Source organism: Bernardetia sp. MNP-M8, from assembly GCF_037126285.1.
Classification (GTDB): Bacteria; Bacteroidota; Bacteroidia; order Cytophagales; family Bernardetiaceae; genus Bernardetia.
The window spans coordinates 4,190,301-4,210,976 of sequence record NZ_CP147012.1 but is presented as its reverse complement, the minus strand read 5'-3'; the positions used below and the strand labels follow the sequence as shown (position 1 = coordinate 4,210,976).

The following is a 20,676-nucleotide window of genomic DNA, read 5'->3' as shown; positions in this document are numbered from 1 at the left end:
GCTGCTTTGGCAGGTCGTAATTTATAAAGATTTGAGTAATACTTTTATATCTTCCTCAATTTGCTTTTCCATAGACTGTCTAACTGAAGTACGCACTACGCCCAAACTTTCCAATTGACGAGCATAATTGAGTAATGATTTTTTTGTTTTTAGCACTTCATCACGTATTCTCATTTTATCTTCTAAGAATGTTCTTTGTTTGACAAAACCATCTTTCTTAAATTTATCTTCTTTTACAGCTAATATAGATTCTGCTTGTATCTTTTGTTTTACTGCTACACTTTGTTTTTGTATAGCAGAATCTATTTTTGCCAAGGCATTTTCTAACTGTTGATTTTTTTCGTTTAGGTTTCGAATCGCTTCTTGTGCTTCCATTTTACTTTTAATAGCTTCTTCTTCATTTTGCTTAGCTAATCTTTCATTTTCTACTGCTCTTAATTCACTATTTTCAGCACTTTCTTTTTCTATAAATGCGTATACTCCTGCAACTATTGAAATAAGAAGTGCAAAGGAAGCTATAACTAAAAATATTTTTTGACGTTCAATTCTTTTTTTAGCTTCTGCATTTCTAGCTTTCTCTAAAGTAAGTAATTGTTCTTCTACTTCTTTTTTCTCTGCTTCTTTGGCTTCAATAGATTGTTTACAGGCTTCCAAATATTCGGCTTGTAAGGCATTTGGAGAAGGGATTTTCTTTTTGAGAACAGCTTCTTCATACCATGAATGCGCCAAAAAATATTCTGTTCCAAAAAGTAAAAAATCATCATTTTTTCCTTGTCTTTGCCATTGTAGAGCTTCTTGATACCAATGATTGTGAGCTTTTACGTGTGCTCGGTCTGTATCTAATGTACGAATCATTTCAGCAAATGAATCGTGAAAAGTTACTTGATTAGGGATAAAATTTATCCATTGTATATTTGATAATTCCATCGGAATATCAAATGTCTCTGTTGCTCTATACAAAATGGTAATAATTCTCTTTCCTAATTGAGCAGCAAATTTCACTTCATCTTCACAGTAAGGAGATTTGACAGAATCAGGAGAAATAATAAACACAAAGTTTTCACATGCTTCTATTCCATTATAAATTTCTTGTTGAAAATCTGCCCCAGAAGCAATACTTTCTTGGTCAAACCATGTTGTTTTACCATTTTCTTGTAACTCATCATTGAGCTTTCTAGCATAGTCTCCGTCTGCTCTTGAATAAGAAATAAATACCTCTGTGCTGAGCTGTCCACTTTTTGCTTCACTTTCTCTAATAAATTCTTCATGCAAACGTGTAGGCAAATGTGTTTCTCTTTGTAAACCTATTTTTAACCAAATTTTTGCCTCATCAAGATTATGTCCTCTAAGTAAAATACTGGCATTATGATTCTGTTCCTTCCAACGAATTGCCTTATTAAGAATTACTTTATGTTTGTGATAATAATCTCGGTCTGTATTTATTTGATTGAGTAATTCATCTATATCTTTTTCATAATCAGTTTTTTCATTCTTCGAACGTGGAATAAAATCATAATTATTATCTGTAAAATCAATGAATTGTAAATTTCTAATTTCTACTGGAAAATCATGAACAGGAACGCTATCCATTCGTAAAGGAATAATTCGTTTATTGTATTTTACAGCATGTGCAAGTTCTTTTTTACAATATTCTGATTTTATAGATTCGTGTGTGATAAAGAAAATAAAATTATCGGCTTGTTCTATTCCATTTTCAACCTCTTTATCAAAATCTCCTCCTGCCTGAATGTCCATTTGGTGTGTCCAAGTAGTTATAAGATGTTGTGATAAAGAACGTAGAACTCTATTTCGAATTTCTTCATCTTCTTCTGCATAAGAGACAAAAGCATCAGTCATTCTGTTTTCAGAATTTTTACGAGCTTCTGCAATAAATTCACAATGGATAGACGAAGGCAAGCAAGGAGGTTGTCCATCATTAAAGGTAGTAAGTAACCATTGTTCAGATTCTGTTTGTCTATCTCCAAAAGGCAAATAACGAGTATTACGATATTGCTTTTCCCATTCTAAGGCTGTATGTAAAAGTTCTGTATGACGACGTACATAGTCTTTATGACTTTCTAAAATAGAAAATAATCCTTCTTCTCCTTGCTCTCTATCATCAATATTTGTCCATTCGTGTTGTCCTTTTCCTTCTATTATATTTTGCCTCATGTAAAGCCAATTACGCTTTTTAATAGAAGTATCCATAAATTCTTCTATAATTTCTCCAGAAGGCTCAATATGAAGAATAGGAATAATTCGTTTGCTATATTTTGTAGCCAGTTCAATTTCTTTTTTACAATAAGGCGAACGAATAGAATGAGGTGCAATCACAAAAATAAAATTATCAGATTTTTCTATTCCCTCATCTATTTGATCTTGAAAATCGACAGCTAAAGGAATATCATTTTGGTCAAACCAAACTTTATATCCTTTTGCTGTTAGTAAATCATGTAGTTGAGAAGCAAAATATTTACTTTCTGCTCTTCCATAAGAAATAAAAATATCTTTATAATTAGGATTGGACATAATGAAATTTAAATGTATAAAATAGGAATAAGGGATATTTTTTTAAGGAGCTGTTTTTTAGTTTCCTTTTAGCAAAAAAGAAAAAGCTTTCAAAAGGTTGGATTTATAATTAAACATACTCATTTTTTAGGTTAAAATAAAAACTTCGCCTTCTTTTTTTAAAAAAACAAGAAGATAAGAACTTTTTTTCGTTAAGTTCGGTTGAGTTAATGAATGCAAAAAATAAAATTAATTTTTATTTACATATTGATAATGAAAGAGTTATCAAGAATAAAATTTACACTTAATTTTTATATTGAAATTTGAGAGAAAATTTTCACAAAAAAAACAGAAAAAGTTAATTAAATCTCTTGCAAACTTCAATTAAAGCTATTACCTTTGTATTCACAATTACGGAAGTAGATAACGAAACACATAAAAAAACGCTTCAACATCTGTAATTATATATATGGCGATCATAGCTCAGTTGGTTAGAGTATCGGTTTGTGGTACCGAGGGTCGTGGGTTCGAACCCCACTGTTCGCCCATAGTTTATTTTAAAAATGACAGTTTTTAAAGAAAAATACAAAAGGCAATTTCTAAATAGTAGAAATTGCCTTTTTTTATTTGTTATATTTTCTTTTCAATTCTAAAACTTTGAGATTTTAAAATTTAGACAAAAAAGCATAGAATTTTTACTCTACACTTAATTTGTTTCTCAGACTATGGCAAGTCCAAAAAAACTGTCTTACTCATATTGCTACCACTTCTTCAAAGCTCTCTGTTGATAAAAAAGCACAAAAACTAAGCATCAAAATATCACCTAATAAATAAAAGACAACAACCTATAACCTATAACATCATTGGAAGAGAAAAGTAATTCTTTTTTTGATTGTAGTATAAAGTTTTATTCGCTACAAGTCAGCTAAGAATGAATGATTTTTTATTTGTAATTTTACTTTTTAAATGCACAAAATTCATTCTATAATTCAATGATAAAAACTCTAATAGAACTTCATTATCTACCTAGCTTAGATTATTGGAAAACACTTTTAAAAGCTGATACAGTAATTTTAGAAGCCAAAGAAAATTTTAATAAACAAAGCTATCGTAACCGTGCCTATATTTTGGGCGCAAATGGAAGATTAGCTCTAACTGTTCCTGTACAGAAAGGAAGTCAGAAAACACTGATTACAGAAGTAAAGATTGATTATTCGACAGATTGGAATCGTCAGCACTGGCAAAGTATAAAATCTGCGTATGGTAAAAGTCCTTTTTTTATTCATTACGCTGATTTTTTAGAACCGATTTATGAAAATCCTCCAGCTTTTTTATGGGAATTTAATTACAAACTTCTGACTATCTGTCAGAAACTCCTCCGTATTTCCATTCCACTTGAAAAAACAGAAAGTTTTGAAAAACAACCTAGTAACAAAATTTTAGATAAGCGAAATATAATTTCGCCAAAAAAACCTGCCATTTTTACACATCAAGAATATTATCAAACATTTGGCAATAAGTTTGAAAATAACGAACAAGAAAGTAATAGTTCTACTACTGAAAACAAATCAAGTAACTCTACTTTTGAAAACAATTTGAGTATCTTGGATTTATTATTCAATGAAGGAACAAATGCTACTTCAATTATAAATGGTTAGCTATAAATTATTAATTACTACACAAATAAAGAAAGGATTAGATTCAAACTAAATCTAAGATAATCAGTAAGTTAATTCTATTAAAAATTTGGAATTTTATCATTGAAGTTTCTTAGATAGCCATATAACTAAACATTTTATAGCTTTAAGCCGTTCAAACTTGTAAATAAGAGATATTTTTTGCTTATTTATAAAAGTAAGAAATAAATTAGCTAAAGTTTTTTATTTAATTATTTAGATAAAACAATATTTGGCAAATCAGACAACAATCAAGATATAATTTTACTAAATCAATATACAACCTGCTTATGGAAGCCAAATTTTCAGACAGAGTCAAAGAAGTAATTTCTCTAGCTAGAGAAGAGGCTTTGAGGCTTGGACATGATTATATAGGCACAGAACATCTATTGCTCGGTATGATACGAGAAGGAGAAGGAAGTGCCATCAATATTTTAAAGAAACTCGGTGTTACGATTGAAGAATTAAAAGCTGAAATCGAACGCCATTCACAAGGTACAGCCACGTATAATGTTCGCAATCTTGCCAATATTCCCCTTACTCGTCAAGCTGAAAAAGTCTTGAAAATCACCTATTTAGAAGCAAAAATTTTTAAAGCTGATTTAATCGGAACAGAACATTTGCTTTTATCTATTTTGAGAGATGAGGATAGTATTGCTACTCATATTTTAGAAAAATTTAATATTACCTACGAAGTAGTAAAAGAAATGCTCCAATATCACACAGACAAACCCATCACTTCGGCTGCCGAAGATGATGATGATGAAGGACGTATTTTTGGTGGTGGAAGAGAACCGTCTGGTACAGGTGGAACTCAAGGAAAAGCAACCGAAAAATCACGTACTCCCGTTTTAGACAACTTTGGTAGAGACCTTACAAAACTTGCTGAAGATGACAAACTAGACCCAATCATTGGGCGTGAAAAAGAAATTGAGCGTGTAGCTCAAATTCTTTCTCGTCGTAAGAAAAACAATCCTATTTTGATAGGTGAACCAGGGGTTGGTAAAACTGCCATTGCCGAAGGTTTAGCCCTTCGAATCGTTCAACGCAAAGTTTCTCGTATTTTATTTGGTAAGCGTGTTGTTACGCTTGACCTTGCCTCACTTGTTGCAGGTACAAAATATCGTGGTCAGTTTGAAGAACGTATGAAAGCTGTTATGAGTGAATTAGAAAAAAATAGAGATATTATTCTTTTCATTGATGAGCTTCATACAATTGTTGGCGCAGGTGGCGCATCGGGTTCTCTTGATGCTTCGAATATGTTCAAACCTGCTTTAGCTCGTGGCGAAATACAATGTATTGGTGCAACAACTTTAGACGAATACCGTCAGTATATTGAGAAAGATGGCGCATTAGCTCGTCGTTTTCAAATGGTTATGATTGAGCCTACTGATGTAGAAGAAACCGTACAAATTTTGAATAATATCAAAGACAAGTACGAATCTCATCACCACGTAAAATATGATGACGAGGCTATTAAGGCGTGTGTAACACTTTCAGAGCGTTATATTACAGACCGTTTCTTGCCTGATAAAGCGATTGATGTTTTGGATGAAGCTGGCGCAAGAGTGCATATTAATAATATTCACGTTCCAGAAGAAATTACGAAACTAGAAGCTGATATCGAAGACGTAAAAGTAGAAAAAAATCAAGTTGTCAAAAGCCAAAAATACGAAGAGGCTGCACAACTTAGAGATAAAGAAAAACGCCTAATTGAAAAATTAGAGCGTGCAAAATACAAGTGGGAACACGAAACACGCAAAATGACTTATCCAGTTACAGAAGATAACATCGGAGAAGTAATTGCGATGATGACAGGAATTCCAGTAAAACGTATTACGCAAAGCGAAGGACAGAAAATTTTGGGAATGAAAGAAGCCTTGACAGGAAAGGTTATCGGACAAGACCAAGCTGTTGTAAAACTTACAAAAGCTATTCAGCGTACTCGTGTAGGCTTGAAAGACCCAAATAAACCAATCGGTTCGTTTGTTTTCTTAGGACCAACAGGTGTAGGTAAAACGGAATTGGCTAAAGTATTGGCTACTTATCTTTTCGACCGTCCAGATGCGCTTATCCGTATCGATATGAGTGAGTATATGGAGAAATTCTCTATCTCTCGTTTGGTAGGTGCGCCTCCAGGATATGTTGGTTATGAAGAAGGTGGACAGCTTACTGAAAAAGTTCGTCGTAAGCCTTATAGTGTTATTTTGCTTGATGAAATTGAGAAAGCACACCCAGATGTTTTCAATATTTTATTACAAGTTTTGGATGATGGAATCTTGACTGATGGATTAGGTCGTAGAGTAGATTTCAGAAATACTATCATTATCATGACTTCAAATATTGGAGTTCGTCAGCTTAAAGATTTTGGTGCAGGTGTAGGTTTTTCTACACAAGCCAAACAAGAAGTAGGCGACGAAGTAATGAAAGATACAATCCAAAAAGCACTTAAAAAAGCATTTTCTCCTGAGTTTTTGAATCGTCTTGATGATGTAATTGTCTTTAATTCTCTTGAAAGAGAACATATTCACAAAATTATTGATATTTCTTTGGGTAAATTATTCCATCGTATCAAACTTTTGGGTTATGAAGTTGAGCTTACAGAAGCTGCAAAAGACTTTTTATCAGAAAAAGGATTTGATAAACAGTATGGAGCAAGACCACTCAACCGAGCTATCCAAAAATATTTGGAAGACCCAGTTGCAGAGGAGCTTTTGAAAGGCGAAGTACAAGAAGGCGATACGTTAATGGCAGACCACAAAGAAGGCGAGCCAGAACTGACTGTCAAAATTAAAAAGCAAAAAACAAAGAAAACAGAGGAATAAGTAAAATTTGAACTCTCGTTTTATATACCTAGAAAATCCCTTTTCAATTCATTTTGAGAAGGGATTTTTTTTTGTTTTCATACAAATTACTGCAAAACAAAACAATCAATTCAGTTTAAAAACTAATTTATCACTATACTTTTTGGCTACTTTATAACCCATTTTTATGAAGGGTTTTTCAATCACATAATAAAGAAAAGTAGCAAATAGAAGAGAAAAAAGAGTTACTAAAAAATATCTCACTACAATATGAGCAAGGTAATATGAACCTAACTTAGCCAAAAACCAATCAAAATGAGGTTCTAAAATATTTACGAAAATAAGCCAATGACCAATATACAATCCATACGAAATATCGCCTAAAAATAATAAAGGCTTAGTCTCTATTTTTTTCTGAAACTTAGGAGCAGACATAGCCAACATAAGCCAAATAACACAACCAAAAGCTCCCAAGAAAAAACCTAAGGGCGTATTTGTTTCTTTAAAATTCTCGTGAGGAACAATTATAAAATGAATTTGCTCCACCGAACACAATAAAAGCCCAAGCAGAAATAATAAATACCTTTTTGTTTTGCTCCATTTGATTTCTTGTATTTTTTCAAAATTTATAGCAAGTAAAATTCCCAAGCAAAAATGCAGAATATAGATTTCGAAGCCAAACAAAAACCAATACAGAAAAGCAGCTACAAAAAGAATTTTGATATTTCGAACAGCCAAAACCAACAAAAACAGGAAAATAAGTGACATTTTCATTTCTACTATCAATGACCAAGCAGGAGGAATTAGTGTCTGATTACCAGTGATAAGCATTGGTAATTCTTTTATGAAAAGCGAAAAATCACTTTTTGTATATAAAGCTGCAAGTATCAAAACAAACCAATAGGCAGGGTAAAGTCTGAAAGCTCTTTTTAGTATAAACTCTACATAAGATACTTCTTGCGCTCCTTTTTTGACATATTTCAATGACAAGACAAAGCCACTTAGCACAAAAAATAAACAGACAGCATTGTGTCCGTTGAAAATTATATTTAATATGTGAGTAGGAATACTACTATTAAAATTAGGGTCTTTGGTAAAATCAAGCCACGCATTTGCATGAAAAATAACTACAGCTAAAGCAGCCATTCCTCTAATACTATCTAAATATCCTATGCGACGACTAGGTGGAGTAGTGGGAGTTGTCAATGTTTTCTTTTTTAGAGCAAAGTAAATTTATTTTATTCCCACAAAAATATAAAAAAAATGATGAGTTTCTTTAAAAATCTGAATCGTTAATAAGTGACACAAATAATGACATTTGACATTTTTAATCTCAAAAATTTTATACAAATTGCTACCAATTAGCCAAACTCAATCAAAACTTATGAAACCAATACAACAAACACCTAAAAATGACATCCAGAACGAAAAAGATATAAAATTACTTGTCGATACGTTTTATGATAAAGTAAATCAAAGTTTGATTTTGTCGCCTATTTTTAATGATTTTGCTGGTGTACATTGGGAAACTCATTTGCCAACTATGTATCGTTTTTGGAATGGAATTTTGTTTGGAGAAGGAGGTTATAAAGGGAATCCATTTGAAAAACATATTTCTCTTCCTATTGATGCAACTCATTTTGAAAACTGGCTTGCTTTATTTAAAGAAACTGTTGATGAGCTTTTTGAGGGAAATAAAGCTGAAGAAGCCAAACAAAGAGCGTCAATTATTGCCTATACTTTTCAGTCAAAACTGGAATATATGAATGGAAAAAAAAGTTAGAGTAAATGCTTCCATTCTGCATAACCTAAAATGTTTCATACAACTCTATTTTTTAACACCTATGAATGTAATCTATCCACCTCAAAAAATCAAACTCTCTCAAAATCAAAAAAGTATTTTCTTAGCAGGAAGTATAGACATGGGAAATGCTATTGATTGGCAACAAGAAATTATTTCTTCTTTCAAAGAAAATCAAAATCTTTGTTTTTTTAATCCACGCAGAAAAGACTGGGATAGTTCTTGGGAACAAACTATTGAAAATACTCATTTCAATGAACAAGTAACTTGGGAATTAGATGCTTTAGAACTAGCTGATTTGATTGTTTTTTATTTTGCACCTACTTCAAAAGCTCCTATTAGTTTGTTAGAATTAGGACTTTTTGCTAGAAATAATAATATAATTGTTTGTTGTCCGATAGGTTATTGGCGAAAAGGAAATGTAGATATTGTTTGTCAGCGATTTGGAGTGAAACAAGTAGAAAATCTAGAAGAATTAATAAAAGAAATTCAAGCTGTATTAGGTTAAATTAAAAAAGACTTAAACCTCTTTAGGTCTAAGTCTTTTTCATTTTCCTTAAATGAAGGGATTATTTTTTATCCTTTTTAGGAGCTGCTTTCTCAGTTTTTTTAGCTGGTACAGGCTTAGAAGGTGTTTGTTTGCCTTTTTCAGTTTTCGGAGTGCTTGGTTTATTAGCCATAATAATGAAATGAATTTAAAATAACAGATAAAAATGTGCCTACTCTATGAGCTTTTCGGCTACTGCTCCTCTATTTTTCATCATACAGGTTGATGTGATTTGCAAATCTGATATAATAACGACCACAATGAAAATAAGTTTTTATTTTCATTAAAATAATTGAAAAATTTTACTGTTTTTTTTATTCCCCTTCTACGAATAAGTCAATTTCATTCAAAGCCTTTAAAGCACCTGTATCAATTCCAATATGAGGAGCTTTTATCTTGAAATCTTTTGGATTAATACGTACAATTTTTGCATCATAATTAGTTTTCAAAAAGCGTGTTTTCATTCTGACAGCCTGTACATGAGGACCTGAACCAATCTCAAAAACAACTATATTTTTTCCTTTGTTTTTATCTAAGAATTTTTGGAAATTTTCTTCTTGTGCTTTTGTACGAGTATTTACAAACGTATCATCTCTAAACATATAGACATTTGGGCGAGCCATAACTTTCGAATGAGGACACATCGGAAAACGATTATCATAAGTTCCTAATTGAATTTGCTTTCCTGTCAATTCATTTTTCCAAATTTTATCAGATAGTTTGTTATCACTGCTTTGAAAATAAGCCAACGAACCATGTAATTCTCTAATTTTTTCTTCCTCAAAACCAGCTTTTTGAAAGTGAGAATCAATATTTGAAGTAATGACAAAATAGTCTAAATCAAATTTTTGAGTCCATTTTTTCAAAATATAAAAGCCTTGATGTGGCTGCGTATTTTCGTATTCTTCCATTCGTTTCCCAAACAAATCCCAACTATAAGCAGGGTTTTCTAAAAATGCAGCAGGATTAACGGTTTCAAAAACTGTTTTTTTAGTTTCAGTTTCTACTTTTCCCCATTGTCCTCCCTCTTTTCCACGATAATCTGCCAATCCAGAATCTACACCCATTCCTGCGCCTGCTGTAATGACGATGGCATTAGCTTCTTTGAGCCAATTTGTGATAGTTTGTAAGATTTTTATTTCCATTTTTTGTGGCATTATTTTTTTTAAGAAAAAATAAATTGTTTTAAATGAGCTTTTTAAATAAAGGTAATGTAATTTAGCTACATGAGTTTACCAAATTTAGTTTTTCAAATCTATAGCAAAACTACTCTAATTTATTTTAACTTTTAATTCTATGCAATTTTTTAAATCTAGTTATTTATGTTTTGTTTTTCTAATGTGTGTTTCTTTGTTGAGTTGTAAACCCAAAGATACAACAGCTTCTGGTAGTGAAAATGACTCTTATCAAAATACTAAAACTTCTTGTGAAAGTACTGAAAGCACGAATAATATAGAAGGAAATTATACTTTTTCTTATAAAATAGGTTCAGAACCGAAAATAGAAGATAAAGGCAAAAATTTATCAGTTTTTTTATCTAAACATGAAGGAAAACAGTATCAAACTTTGCTTACCTTTTACCTTCGTTATCAAAACGAACCATCATTTAAAATTGATATCAACGATGAGTCAGTAGTAGAAACGATGGATAAACAATATACCTTGACAAATCATGAGCAAGTTAGAGATAATATAGTAGAAGCTAAAAATTTGATTACAGTAACAGTTGTAGATACAGAAGGAAAAAATCAGCCGTTTATCTCAAAAGAAGTTACGATGGTAGATGTAAAATTTGATGGAAAAAATCTCAAACTCTCTATCAAAAGTGCGACTCTAACGGGTACACTAGATAATGAAACTGTGCCTTTTGAATTCGAACTTGACGCTAAGAATATAGAACTAACAAAAAAAGGTTTTTAAATATAGTTTTGATAAAATTGATTCAAATGCTAAGGCTTCTCAAAGCTCTTAGGGGTTTTGTATTTAAGCCTTAAAAAAGAGTTAAAACAAAATAAATACATTTACAGAATTTTGAATTTATAAAAAAATACTGTAATATTGTCTTATCAATGACAAAAAACTATTGCACATATTATCCTTCACAAGAGCAAATCTCAATCAGCTCTACTAACATAAAACGTTCACGACGTTTTCGCCTTGGTGCGTCTATATAGTTTTGACAGAACTACGTGTTTTGTCGTTCCCTCGTCCGTATTATCGTATTTATAAAATCTCATTCATTTTCTTTCTCTTTTTATTTCAATAAGAATACAGTTTTGTTATACCCATTTTTTTGTTGGGTAGTTTAGCATACTCTCTATTCTATATTCTTTCTATTTTATGGTATCAATAGTAGTTGCTGATGCAAGCCATCAGCAGTATGGTTCTTTGCTATGTCAAATGATTGAGGAAGCAGCCAAAGCCCGAGGAACAGGAATTGCCAAACGTGACCCAATTTATATTCAGCAAAAAATGCAAGAAGGAAAAGCAATTATAGCTTTTGACAATCAAACAGGGCAAGAAACAGACAAAAAAGTAGTCGGTTTCTGTTATATCGAAACGTGGCAAGACCAAAAATATGTTGTCAATTCGGGTTTGATTGTTCATCCAGATTATCGAAAAACAGGTTTAGCCAAATCTATCAAAAAGGCAATTTTTGAACTCTCTAAGAAAAAATATCCTGATGCAAAACTATTTGGAATTACGACAAGTCTAGCTGTCATGAAAATCAATTCTGATTTAGGCTACAAACCTGTTACTTTTTCCGAACTCACACAAGATGACGCATTTTGGAAAGGCTGTCAAAGTTGTGTCAATTACGATATTTTGCAACGCAATGAACGAAAATTATGCCTCTGTACAGGTATGATGTGCGATTTGGCTACTTACAAAGCTCCTTCAAAACCTGAAGAAAAACGACAAAAATGGGAAAATTTTGTCCGTTTTCTCAAACTTCGTAGCCTTCGTCTACAACGCAAAATCAGCATATTTCCAAGACTTAAAGATGTAATCTATCATGAAAACAAATCAAAATAACCTCAAATTTTCTACAACCATGTCTCAAAATAAATCAAGCAAATCTAATAAAGTCCTTCTTGCTTTTAGTGGAGGTTTAGATACTTCTTATTGTATCAAATATTTAATTCACGAAAAAAATCTTGAAGTACATACAGCAATCGTAAATACAGGAGGTTTTTCAGAAGAAGAACTTCAAGCTATCGAACAAAAAGCTATCGATTTAGGCTCGTTTCATCACACAACTTTAGAAGTAACCAAAGAATATTATGACAAAATTATTAAGTATTTAATCTTTGGAAACGTACTTCGGAATAATACCTATCCATTGTCAGTAAGTGCAGAAAGAACCTATCAAGCCATTGCATTAGCAAACTATGCGACCAAAATAGAAGCCGATTATATTGCACACGGAAGCACAGGCGCAGGAAACGACCAAGTGCGTTTTGATTTAGTTTTTCAATTAATTGCTCCTCAAATAGAAATTTTGACACCGATTAGAGAGCAAAAACTTTCAAGAGAACAAGAAGTGGCTTATCTAAAATCGCATGGCGTTGAATTAGATTGGGAAAAAGCAAAATATTCTATCAATAAAGGACTTTGGGGAACAAGCGTAGGAGGTGCAGAAACGCTCACTTCTCACAAACCACTTCCAGAAGAAGCCTACCCAAGTCAGCTTGTAAATAATGGAAATGAAACAGTTACTTTAGAATTCGAAAACGGAGAAATTTGTGGTATCAATAATAAAAAAATGAACCCTGTAAAAGTCATTCAAACACTAGAAGATATAGCAAATAAATATGCAATCGGAAGAGATACGCACGTAGGAGATACGATTATTGGAATAAAAGGAAGAGTTGGTTTTGAGGCAGCAGCAGCAAGTATTATCATAAAAGCACATCATACTTTAGAAAAACACACGCTTTCAAAATGGCAAATGTATTGGAAAGAACAGCTAAGTAATTGGTACGGAATGTTTATTCACGAATCGCAATATTTTGAGCCAGTTATGCGAAATATCGAAACATTTTTAGAGGATTCTCAAAAGAATGTTACAGGAAAAGTGTTTGTTGAGTTAGCTCCTTATCGTTTTGTAATTGAAGGAATTGAGTCAGATTTCGACTTAATGAAATCGGATTTTGGAGAGTATGGAGAAATGAACAAAAATTGGTCTGGAGATGATGTGAAAGGATTTACAAAAATTCTAGGAAATTCGCTTCAAATTTTTAATCAAGTACAAAATAAGGTTCAAACCAAAGCTCAAAATAAAGCACAGCAAAAACAACAAAAAAATGGAAAATAAAACAATCAAAAAAATTAAAGTCGGAATTGTTGGAGGAAGTGGTTATGTAGCTGGCGAACTTTTGCGTTGTCTTATCAATCATCCACATACAGAAATTGATTTTATATATAGTCATTCTCATTCTGACAAAAAAATCAGCGAAATTCATACAGATTTATTTCACTCTGATTTAGTTTTTTCTCAAAAAGTAAATCCTCAAATTGATATTGTCTTTTTGTGTTTGGGACATGGAAATTCTACTCGTTTTTTGTTAGAAAATCAGTTTTCAGAAGACACTAAAATTATAGATTTGAGTAATGATTTTAGATTGAATAAAGACAAAATTCTTAAAGTAAAAACTATAAAAGACGAAGAAAAAGATTTGGAAAAAAATGAGGAAAAAGAATTAGAATTTGTTTATGGTTTGCCTGAAATTTATTCTCAAAAAATAAAAGAAAGTAACTATATCGCTAATCCTGGATGTTTTGCAACAGCGATTGAATTAGGAACTTTGCCTTTAACAAAACATTTTCCAACTATAAAAGAATGGCATGTTCATGCGCTGACAGGTTCAACAGGTGCAGGACAATCACTTTTAGACACTACTCATTTTAGTTGGAGAAATGAGAATGTTTCTATTTACAAACCTTTTTCTCATCAACATTTGGGGGAAATTGAGCAAAGTTTGAAAGATATATCTCAAAATTTTGAAGGAATAATTAATTTTATTCCACTAAGAGGAAATTTTACAAGAGGAATTTTTGCAAGTATGTATGTTACTTTAGATGAAAATACGTCTGAAAAAGAAATTATTTCTATCTATCAAAATTTCTACAAAAATGCTCCTTTTGTCAAAATTAGTGAAAAGCCCATTGATTTGAAGCAGGTTGTAAATACAAATTATTGTCTTTTGCATATTCAAAAAATTGACAATAAAATTCTTATTACTTCTTGTATCGATAATCTATTGAAAGGTGCAGCAGGACAAGCCATTGAAAATATGAATTTACAATTTGATTTTCCTCAAAAAACGGGACTTGCTTTCAAGGCTAATTACTTTTAAAACATTTTTATCCCTTCCCTCAAGGACGCTTTTAAGCTCGTTGACGGTTAAAATAGTAAAAATAAACCGTCGTTGAGGCTTTGCTGTCAACGAGGATTAAAATATATAAAAACATGAATTTATTCGACGTTTATCCAAAATATTCCCTTTCTCCAACTTCAGCAAAAGGAACTTTCATTTATACAGATGAAGGCGAAAAATACCTTGATTTTTACGGTGGTCATGGCGTTATTTCTATTGGTCATTCTCACCCACATTATGTCAAACGCATTTCTGAACAGCTTTCTCAAATTGGTTTTTATTCAAATTCGATAGATATTCCAATTCAAAATGAATTAGCTAAAAGACTAACTGAGCAAAGTGGTTATCCAGATTATAAACTTTTTTTGTGCAATAGTGGCGCAGAAGCTACTGAAAACGCACTAAAATTAGCCTCTTTTCATACCAAAAAGAAAAAAGTAATTGCTTTCAAAAATAGCTTTCATGGCAGAACGGCAGCAGCTTTGAATGTTACCGATAACTCTAAACTTTCTGCTCCTCTTAATGAGAATAATTTTGAAGTAAAATGGGTAGAATTAAATGATGAAAAACAATTAGTAGAAGCTCTTTCTCAAAAAGATGTTTGTGCCATTATTTTGGAAGGAATACAAGGTGTGGGAGGTTTGGATATGGCGACAGAAAGCTATCTTCAATTTTTGCAAGGTGAGTGTAAAAAACACAATTCTTTATTAATTCTTGATGAAATTCAGAGTGGTTTTGGCAGAAGTGGGAAGTTTTTTACTCATCAGTGGGCAAATATTCAACCTGACTTGATTACGATGGCAAAAGGAATGGGCAATGGTTTTCCTATTGGTGGAGTTTTGATAAACCCAACTATTGAAGCACATCAGGGCATGTTGGGAACTACTTTTGGTGGAAACCATTTGGCTTGTGCTGCAAGTATGGCAGTTTTGGAAGTTCTAGAAAGTGATAATTTACTAGAAAATGTAAATGAAGTTAGTAAAAAGGTAATGGAAGATTTATCGAAAGTTCCTTCTGTTCAAAAAGTCAAAGGAAGAGGTTTGATGTTAGGAATTGAAATGCCATTTCCTATTAAAGAGTTACGCCAAAAACTACTTTATGAACATCATATTTTTACAGGCTCATCTTCTAATCCAAATGTTTTGCGTGTCTTGCCACCTTTGTCTATTTCTTACGCTGAATTCAAACCTTTTATAAAGGCTTTGCATAAAATTTTATCTTAATTCTTTTCTAGTAAAACAGGGTTTTAACCCTGTTTGGTAATATGAATTTCTTTTTAAATCTAAATTTACTTCCAATAAAGACATAATAAATCACAATGAAAAATCTAAACTTCACTTCTTTTGCAGATGTTCCAAATTTGCAAGACTGGCTAAATACAGCCCAAAATTTCAAAAAAAACCCTCTTTCTCATGCTGATTTTGGAAAGGGAAAAACGCTAGGCTTACTTTTCTTTAATCCAAGTTTGCGAACTCGTTTGAGTACTCAAAAAGCAGCCATGAACTTGGGAATGAATGTCATGATTATGAATGTTCAGCAAGATGGTTGGGCGATTGAAATGGAAGATGGAACAATTATGAATCAAAATTCACAAGAGCATATCAAAGAAGCAGCAGGTGTAATTTCGCAATATTGTGATATTATTGGAGTTCGTACTTTTGCTTCTTTGACTGATAGAAAAAGCGATTATGAAGAAAAAGTCCTCCAAAAATTTATAAAACATGCGCTCGTTCCTGTTATTTCTTTAGAAAGTGCAACAGCTCATCCTTTACAATCTTTTGCAGACGTTTTGACGATTGAAGAATTTAGAGAGAAATCAAATACAAAATTAAATGGTATCAAAAAACCAAAAGTAGTTTTGTCGTGGACTCCTCACCCAAAAGCATTGCCACAAGCTGTTCCAAATTCGTTTGTCGATTGGGTCAAAAATACAGATTCAGAATTGGTTATTGCTTGTCCGAAAGGTTTTGAGCTTAGTGAAGATTTTGCAAAAGGAGTTTCTGTTACTCACAATCAAGAAGAAGCCTTCAAAGATGCTGATTTTATTTATGCGAAAAATTGGTCTTCTTTTTCTGATGAAAATGGAAATTATGGCAAAATAGGGCAAAATTTAGAACATTGGATAGTCGATGAAGCAAAAATGAAACTGACTAATAACGCTAAATTTATGCACTGTTTGCCTGTTCGTCGAAATGTTGTGGTTGCTGATGAAGTGATTGATAGTCAAAACTCTGTTGTTTTGGAACAAGCACACAATAGAGTTTATGCTGCTCAAACAGTGTTATTTAACATTTTGGAACAAAAATTTGGTTATACTATTCCGTATTAATTGTGTGTTCGTTTGCTCACAAACGAACTATTACGCTTTCTCAAAAGCGTGATTTATCTTAAATATCACGCTTCTGAGGAAGCGTTACATTCAGTTCTGAGAACGACGTAGTCCTCAGCGTAGCTAAACTCAACGCACTACTAAAACTATGAAAAAACAACTTTATATCGTCAAAATAGGAGGGAATTGTATCGATAATCCAAACGAATTAGATACTTTTTTAGAAAAATTTGCTGCTCTTTCTGTTCCAAAAATTTTGATTCATGGAGGTGGAAAAATAGCTACACAAATCAGTCAAAAATTAGGAATTGTTTCGAAATTGGTAGAAGGAAGACGTATTACTTCAAAAGAAGAATTAGAAGTCGTCACTATGGTCTACGCAGGACTTATAAATAAAAAAATTGTAGCAAATCTTCAAAGTAAAAATTGTAATGCACTAGGATTATCAGGTGCAGATGCAAATACGATTTTGGCAAAAAAACGTCCTGTAAAGAATATTGATTATGGTTTTGTGGGAGATATTGAAAGAATAAATACAGAAATAATTGACTTTTTACTTCAAAAAAATACAATTCCTGTTTTTTCTGCGATTACTCACGATAAAAAAGGAACTTTATTAAATACTAATGCTGATACTATTGCTTCAAGTCTTGCCGTTGCATTGAGTCAAAATTATGAAACGACTTTAATTTATTGTTTTGAGAAAAAAGGTGTTTTGAGAGATACAGAAGATGAAAATTCAATTATTTCTATGCTAAAATTCCAAGAATATGAAGAACTTAAAAAGCAAGAAATTATTTATCAAGGAATGATTCCGAAGTTAGATAACTGTTTTTATGCACTTCAAAAAGGTGTTCAAAAAGTAATTATTAGCAATATTGATTTTATCAAAAATACAGATTTGCCACATACTGAAATTCATGTATAACAGACTTCCCAGTCTGTTCGCAAAAACTAAATTTATTCAGACTGGGAAGTCTGAAATACTTATAACTCACAATTTGACTAAAAAAATGAAAAACTCAACTACTAAAACTAACATAAAAAACCTTCAAAAAGAAGCCATACAATTACTTCAAAATCTAATTTCTACGCAGTCATTTTCTAGTGAAGAAGATGAAACAGCCATTTTAATTTCTGATTATTTAAAAAAATATGAAATTGATTTTAAACGAAGTAATAATAATGTTTGGGCAACCAATCTACATTTTGATGAAAACAAGCCTACTATTTTACTCAATTCACACCACGACACCGTAAAACCAAACAAAGGCTATACAAGAAATCCTTTTGAACCGACTATCGAAGATGGAAAATTATTTGGTTTGGGAAGTAATGATGCAGGTGGTTCTTTGGTTTCTTTGCTGGCTACTTTTGTTCATTTCTATAAAGAGCCAAATCTAAACTATAATTTGCTCATTGCAGCAACAGGCGAAGAAGAAAGTTCTGGAAAAAATGGTTTGTGTGGACTTTTGAAAGAATTACCAAAAATTGACTTTGCTATTGTTGGTGAACCTACACACATGCAACTTGCCATCGCTGAAAAAGGATTACTAGTCATTGATGGATATGCTCAAGGAATTGCAGGACATGCAGCACACGAAAATACAAAAAATGCTATTTATGAAGCCTTAGAAGATATTTTTTATCTAAAAAATTATGAATTTCCGAAAATATCGCCACTTCTAGGAAAAGTCAAAATAAGTGTAACACAAATTAATGCAGGAGAGCAGCACAATGTCGTACCTGCGTCGTGTCATTTTGTGGTGGATGTTCGTTTTAATGAACTTTATACAAACAGAGAAATTTTTGAATTTTTGAATCAAAATACAAAAAGTAAGTTGGTCGCACGTTCTTTTAATCTCAATTCTTCGGGTATTGATATTTCTCATCCAATTGTACAGGCTGGAATTGATTTAGGTAGAACTACTTACGGTTCGCCAACACTTTCCGACCAAGCTGTTTTGTCTTGTCCTTCTTTGAAAATGGGTGCAGGAGATTCTTTGCGTTCGCATAGTGCAGACGAATTTATTTTTATTGATGAAATAAATGAAGCCATTGAAATTTATATTCAACTTTTGTCAAAAATTATCTAAGGAACAATTACGAATTACGATTTTAAGTTATTGGTTATCAATTAAGCAACAGATTAAAAAGGTCGTTTATTCTTAAAATATAAATCTAGCCGTTGTTGGTGTCCCCACCAACGACATAATTATAAAAAAAACATTATGAAACTTTGGGATAAAGGCTATTCAATCAACAATTTAATCGAAACTTATACCGTCGGAAACGATAGAGTTTTGGACATGAAACTCGCCAAATACGACGTTTTGGGAAATATGGCACATGCCAAAATGCTACACAAAATTGGAATTCTGACAGAACAAGAATTGCAAGATATTGAAAAAGGGTTACAAGAAATTCAAACAGAAATTGAAGAAGAAACTTTTGTAATTGAAGATAATTTTGAAGATGTTCATTCTAAAATAGAATTTCAACTTACTCAAAAAATTGGAGAAGCAGGTAAAAAAATTCACACAGCTCGTTCTCGTAACGACCAAGTTCTTGTCGATTTGCATTTGTACATGAAAGATGAATTGAAGGAAATCAAAGAATTGACTAAAAATCTTTTTGATTTGCTTTTAAAGCTGAGTGAAAAACATAAGGATATTCTCATACCAGGTTATACCCATTTACAAATTGCGATGCCTTCTTCTTTTGGTTTGTGGTTTGGTGCGTATGCCGAAACGTTGATTAGTGATGTGATTTTGCTCAATGCTGCTTATAAAATTACTGATCAAAATCCACTTGGTTCAGCTGCTGGTTATGGAAGTTCTTTTCCTATTGATAGACAAATGACAACGGATTTACTAGGTTTTTCAACGCTCAATTACAACGTTATTGCAGCACAAATGAGTAGAGGGAAATTAGAAAAAACGGTGGCTTTTGCTTTGGCATCTTTGGCTGGAACGCTCTCAAAATTTGCTATGGATGTTTGTTTGTACAATAGTCAAAACTTTGGCTTTCTAAGTTTTCCAAAAGAACTAACAACAGGTTCTAGTATTATGCCTCACAAACAAAACCCTGATGTTTTTGAGCTTTTGAGAGGGAAAAGTAACAAAATTCAAAATCTTCCTGCCAAGCTGATTATGATTACCAATAATTTACCTAGTGGTTATCATAGAGATTTTCAACTTTTGAAAGGAAGTGTAATGGAAGCCATCGAAACGACAAAAGAAAATTTAATTGTTTGTCATTTTATGCTAGAAAATATCATTGTTCATGAAAACATAATGGATAATTCGCTCTACGATTATGTGTATAGCGTTGAAGAACTCAACAAACTGGTTTTGAATGGAATGAGTTTTAGAGAATCTTATCAGCAATTAGGAAAGCAGATTTTAGAAGGAAATTTTAATCCTGAAAAAACTGTACGTCACACACACGAGGGAAGTATCGGAAATCTTTGTTTGAAGGAAATCAAGTCAAAATTTGATGAAGCATTTTAGTTTTTTTTCTATTTTTTAATCAAAAATTTCAGACGCAAAAAATATAACACAGATAAATGAAACCCATTTTCCCACGATTTTAATCGTGGGTTTTGTTATATGTAATTCTGCTCAATTA

Annotated in this window: 16 protein-coding genes and 1 tRNA gene; 14 read left to right on the top strand and 3 right to left on the bottom strand. The window is 32.0% G+C overall.

What is annotated here, in order from left to right:
- Positions 1 to 21: 21 nt before the first annotated feature.
- Entirely contained in the window at positions 22 to 2,529 is a 2,508-nt protein-coding gene (locus V9L04_RS17170) for a TIR domain-containing protein (protein ID WP_338791113.1), read from the bottom strand.
- Between the two features lie 451 nt (positions 2,530 to 2,980).
- Between V9L04_RS17170 and V9L04_RS17165 the strand changes: the two genes are divergently transcribed.
- The 3 genes from V9L04_RS17165 to V9L04_RS17155 all read left to right on the top strand — a co-directional run bounded on the left by V9L04_RS17165 (position 2,981) and on the right by V9L04_RS17155 (position 7,009).
- Positions 2,981 to 3,054: transfer RNA gene (locus tag V9L04_RS17165), tRNA-His, on the top strand.
- A gap of 446 nt (positions 3,055 to 3,500) precedes the next feature.
- Positions 3,501 to 4,166, top strand: a complete 666-nt coding sequence (locus tag V9L04_RS17160) for a WbqC family protein (RefSeq protein ID WP_338791111.1) — start codon at positions 3,501 to 3,503, stop codon at positions 4,164 to 4,166.
- 308 nt (positions 4,167 to 4,474) lie between these two features.
- Entirely contained in the window at positions 4,475 to 7,009 is a 2,535-nt protein-coding gene (locus V9L04_RS17155; protein WP_338791110.1) for an ATP-dependent Clp protease ATP-binding subunit, read from the top strand.
- Between the two features lie 105 nt (positions 7,010 to 7,114).
- Here V9L04_RS17155 and V9L04_RS17150 read toward each other — a convergent pair whose 3' ends face one another.
- The gene (locus V9L04_RS17150) at positions 7,115 to 8,194 is read right to left on the bottom strand and encodes an acyltransferase (protein WP_338791109.1); all 1,080 of its coding nucleotides are present in this window, start codon (positions 8,192 to 8,194) and stop codon (positions 7,115 to 7,117) included.
- 178 nt (positions 8,195 to 8,372) lie between these two features.
- On the opposite strand from V9L04_RS17150, the gene V9L04_RS17145 reads away from it, so the two are divergent.
- Both V9L04_RS17145 and V9L04_RS17140 read left to right on the top strand, forming a co-directional pair.
- The gene (locus V9L04_RS17145) at positions 8,373 to 8,771 is read left to right on the top strand and encodes a group III truncated hemoglobin (RefSeq protein ID WP_338791108.1); all 399 of its coding nucleotides are present in this window, start codon (positions 8,373 to 8,375) and stop codon (positions 8,769 to 8,771) included.
- Entirely contained in the window at positions 8,755 to 9,297 is a 543-nt protein-coding gene (locus tag V9L04_RS17140; RefSeq protein ID WP_338791107.1) for a nucleoside 2-deoxyribosyltransferase domain-containing protein, read from the top strand. The genes V9L04_RS17145 and V9L04_RS17140 overlap by 17 nt, the downstream gene beginning before the upstream one ends.
- A 353-nt stretch (positions 9,298 to 9,650) precedes the next feature.
- Here V9L04_RS17140 and V9L04_RS17135 read toward each other — a convergent pair whose 3' ends face one another.
- Positions 9,651 to 10,481, bottom strand: coding sequence for a Sir2 family NAD-dependent protein deacetylase (locus V9L04_RS17135; RefSeq protein WP_338791105.1), 831 nt, complete (start codon positions 10,479 to 10,481; stop codon positions 9,651 to 9,653).
- A gap of 151 nt (positions 10,482 to 10,632) precedes the next feature.
- On the opposite strand from V9L04_RS17135, the gene V9L04_RS17130 reads away from it, so the two are divergent.
- The 9 genes from V9L04_RS17130 (at position 10,633) to argH (ending at position 20,558) form a co-directional block, all read left to right on the top strand.
- Entirely contained in the window at positions 10,633 to 11,256 is a 624-nt protein-coding gene (locus V9L04_RS17130) for a hypothetical protein (RefSeq protein WP_338791103.1), read from the top strand.
- A 420-nt stretch (positions 11,257 to 11,676) separates the two neighbouring features.
- A complete protein-coding gene (locus V9L04_RS17125) occupies positions 11,677 to 12,372 on the top strand; it encodes a GNAT family N-acetyltransferase (protein WP_338791101.1) in 696 nt (231 codons plus the stop codon).
- 19 nt (positions 12,373 to 12,391) lie between these two features.
- The gene (locus tag V9L04_RS17120; protein WP_338794212.1) at positions 12,392 to 13,654 is read left to right on the top strand and encodes an argininosuccinate synthase domain-containing protein; all 1,263 of its coding nucleotides are present in this window, start codon (positions 12,392 to 12,394) and stop codon (positions 13,652 to 13,654) included.
- Positions 13,644 to 14,696: an N-acetyl-gamma-glutamyl-phosphate reductase gene (argC, locus tag V9L04_RS17115; RefSeq protein WP_338791099.1), complete on the top strand. Its 1,053-nt coding sequence runs from the start codon at positions 13,644 to 13,646 to the stop codon at positions 14,694 to 14,696. Before V9L04_RS17120 ends, argC begins: the two co-directional genes overlap by 11 nt.
- A gap of 113 nt (positions 14,697 to 14,809) precedes the next feature.
- Positions 14,810 to 15,940 carry an aminotransferase class III-fold pyridoxal phosphate-dependent enzyme gene (locus V9L04_RS17110; RefSeq protein ID WP_338791098.1) on the top strand — a complete coding sequence of 377 codons (1,131 nt, stop codon included), beginning with the start codon at positions 14,810 to 14,812 and terminating at the stop codon, positions 15,938 to 15,940.
- Between the two features lie 95 nt (positions 15,941 to 16,035).
- Positions 16,036 to 17,046, top strand: coding sequence for an N-acetylornithine carbamoyltransferase (locus V9L04_RS17105; protein ID WP_338791097.1), 1,011 nt, complete (start codon positions 16,036 to 16,038; stop codon positions 17,044 to 17,046).
- A 148-nt stretch (positions 17,047 to 17,194) separates the two neighbouring features.
- On the top strand, positions 17,195 to 17,974 hold the full coding sequence (argB, locus tag V9L04_RS17100; protein ID WP_338791096.1) for an acetylglutamate kinase: 780 nt from the start codon (positions 17,195 to 17,197) through the stop codon (positions 17,972 to 17,974).
- A gap of 85 nt (positions 17,975 to 18,059) precedes the next feature.
- On the top strand, positions 18,060 to 19,142 hold the full coding sequence (locus tag V9L04_RS17095) for a M20 family metallo-hydrolase (RefSeq protein WP_338791095.1): 1,083 nt from the start codon (positions 18,060 to 18,062) through the stop codon (positions 19,140 to 19,142).
- Positions 19,143 to 19,277: 135 nt separating this feature from the next.
- Entirely contained in the window at positions 19,278 to 20,558 is a 1,281-nt protein-coding gene (gene argH, locus V9L04_RS17090; RefSeq protein WP_338791093.1) for an argininosuccinate lyase, read from the top strand.
- Positions 20,559 to 20,676 lie beyond the last annotated feature (118 nt).

Bases quoted from the DNA above. Each gene is read 5' to 3' on its own strand.
- V9L04_RS17170 (WP_338791113.1), bottom strand. From the start codon at position 2,529: ATGTCCAATCCTAATTATAAAGATATTTTTATTTCTTATGGAAGAGCA.
- V9L04_RS17160 (WP_338791111.1), top strand. From the start codon at position 3,501: ATGATAAAAACTCTAATAGAACTTCATTATCTACCTAGCTTAGATTAT.
- V9L04_RS17155 (WP_338791110.1), top strand. From the start codon at position 4,475: ATGGAAGCCAAATTTTCAGACAGAGTCAAAGAAGTAATTTCTCTAGCT.
- V9L04_RS17145 (WP_338791108.1), top strand. From the start codon at position 8,373: ATGAAACCAATACAACAAACACCTAAAAATGACATCCAGAACGAAAAA.
- V9L04_RS17140 (WP_338791107.1), top strand. From the start codon at position 8,755: ATGGAAAAAAAAGTTAGAGTAAATGCTTCCATTCTGCATAACCTAAAA.
- V9L04_RS17135 (WP_338791105.1), bottom strand. From the start codon at position 10,481: ATGGAAATAAAAATCTTACAAACTATCACAAATTGGCTCAAAGAAGCT.
- V9L04_RS17130 (WP_338791103.1), top strand. From the start codon at position 10,633: ATGCAATTTTTTAAATCTAGTTATTTATGTTTTGTTTTTCTAATGTGT.
- V9L04_RS17125 (WP_338791101.1), top strand. From the start codon at position 11,677: ATGGTATCAATAGTAGTTGCTGATGCAAGCCATCAGCAGTATGGTTCT.
- V9L04_RS17120 (WP_338794212.1), top strand. From the start codon at position 12,392: ATGTCTCAAAATAAATCAAGCAAATCTAATAAAGTCCTTCTTGCTTTT.
- argC (WP_338791099.1), top strand. From the start codon at position 13,644: ATGGAAAATAAAACAATCAAAAAAATTAAAGTCGGAATTGTTGGAGGA.
- V9L04_RS17110 (WP_338791098.1), top strand. From the start codon at position 14,810: ATGAATTTATTCGACGTTTATCCAAAATATTCCCTTTCTCCAACTTCA.
- V9L04_RS17105 (WP_338791097.1), top strand. From the start codon at position 16,036: ATGAAAAATCTAAACTTCACTTCTTTTGCAGATGTTCCAAATTTGCAA.
- argB (WP_338791096.1), top strand. From the start codon at position 17,195: ATGAAAAAACAACTTTATATCGTCAAAATAGGAGGGAATTGTATCGAT.
- V9L04_RS17095 (WP_338791095.1), top strand. From the start codon at position 18,060: ATGAAAAACTCAACTACTAAAACTAACATAAAAAACCTTCAAAAAGAA.
- argH (WP_338791093.1), top strand. From the start codon at position 19,278: ATGAAACTTTGGGATAAAGGCTATTCAATCAACAATTTAATCGAAACT.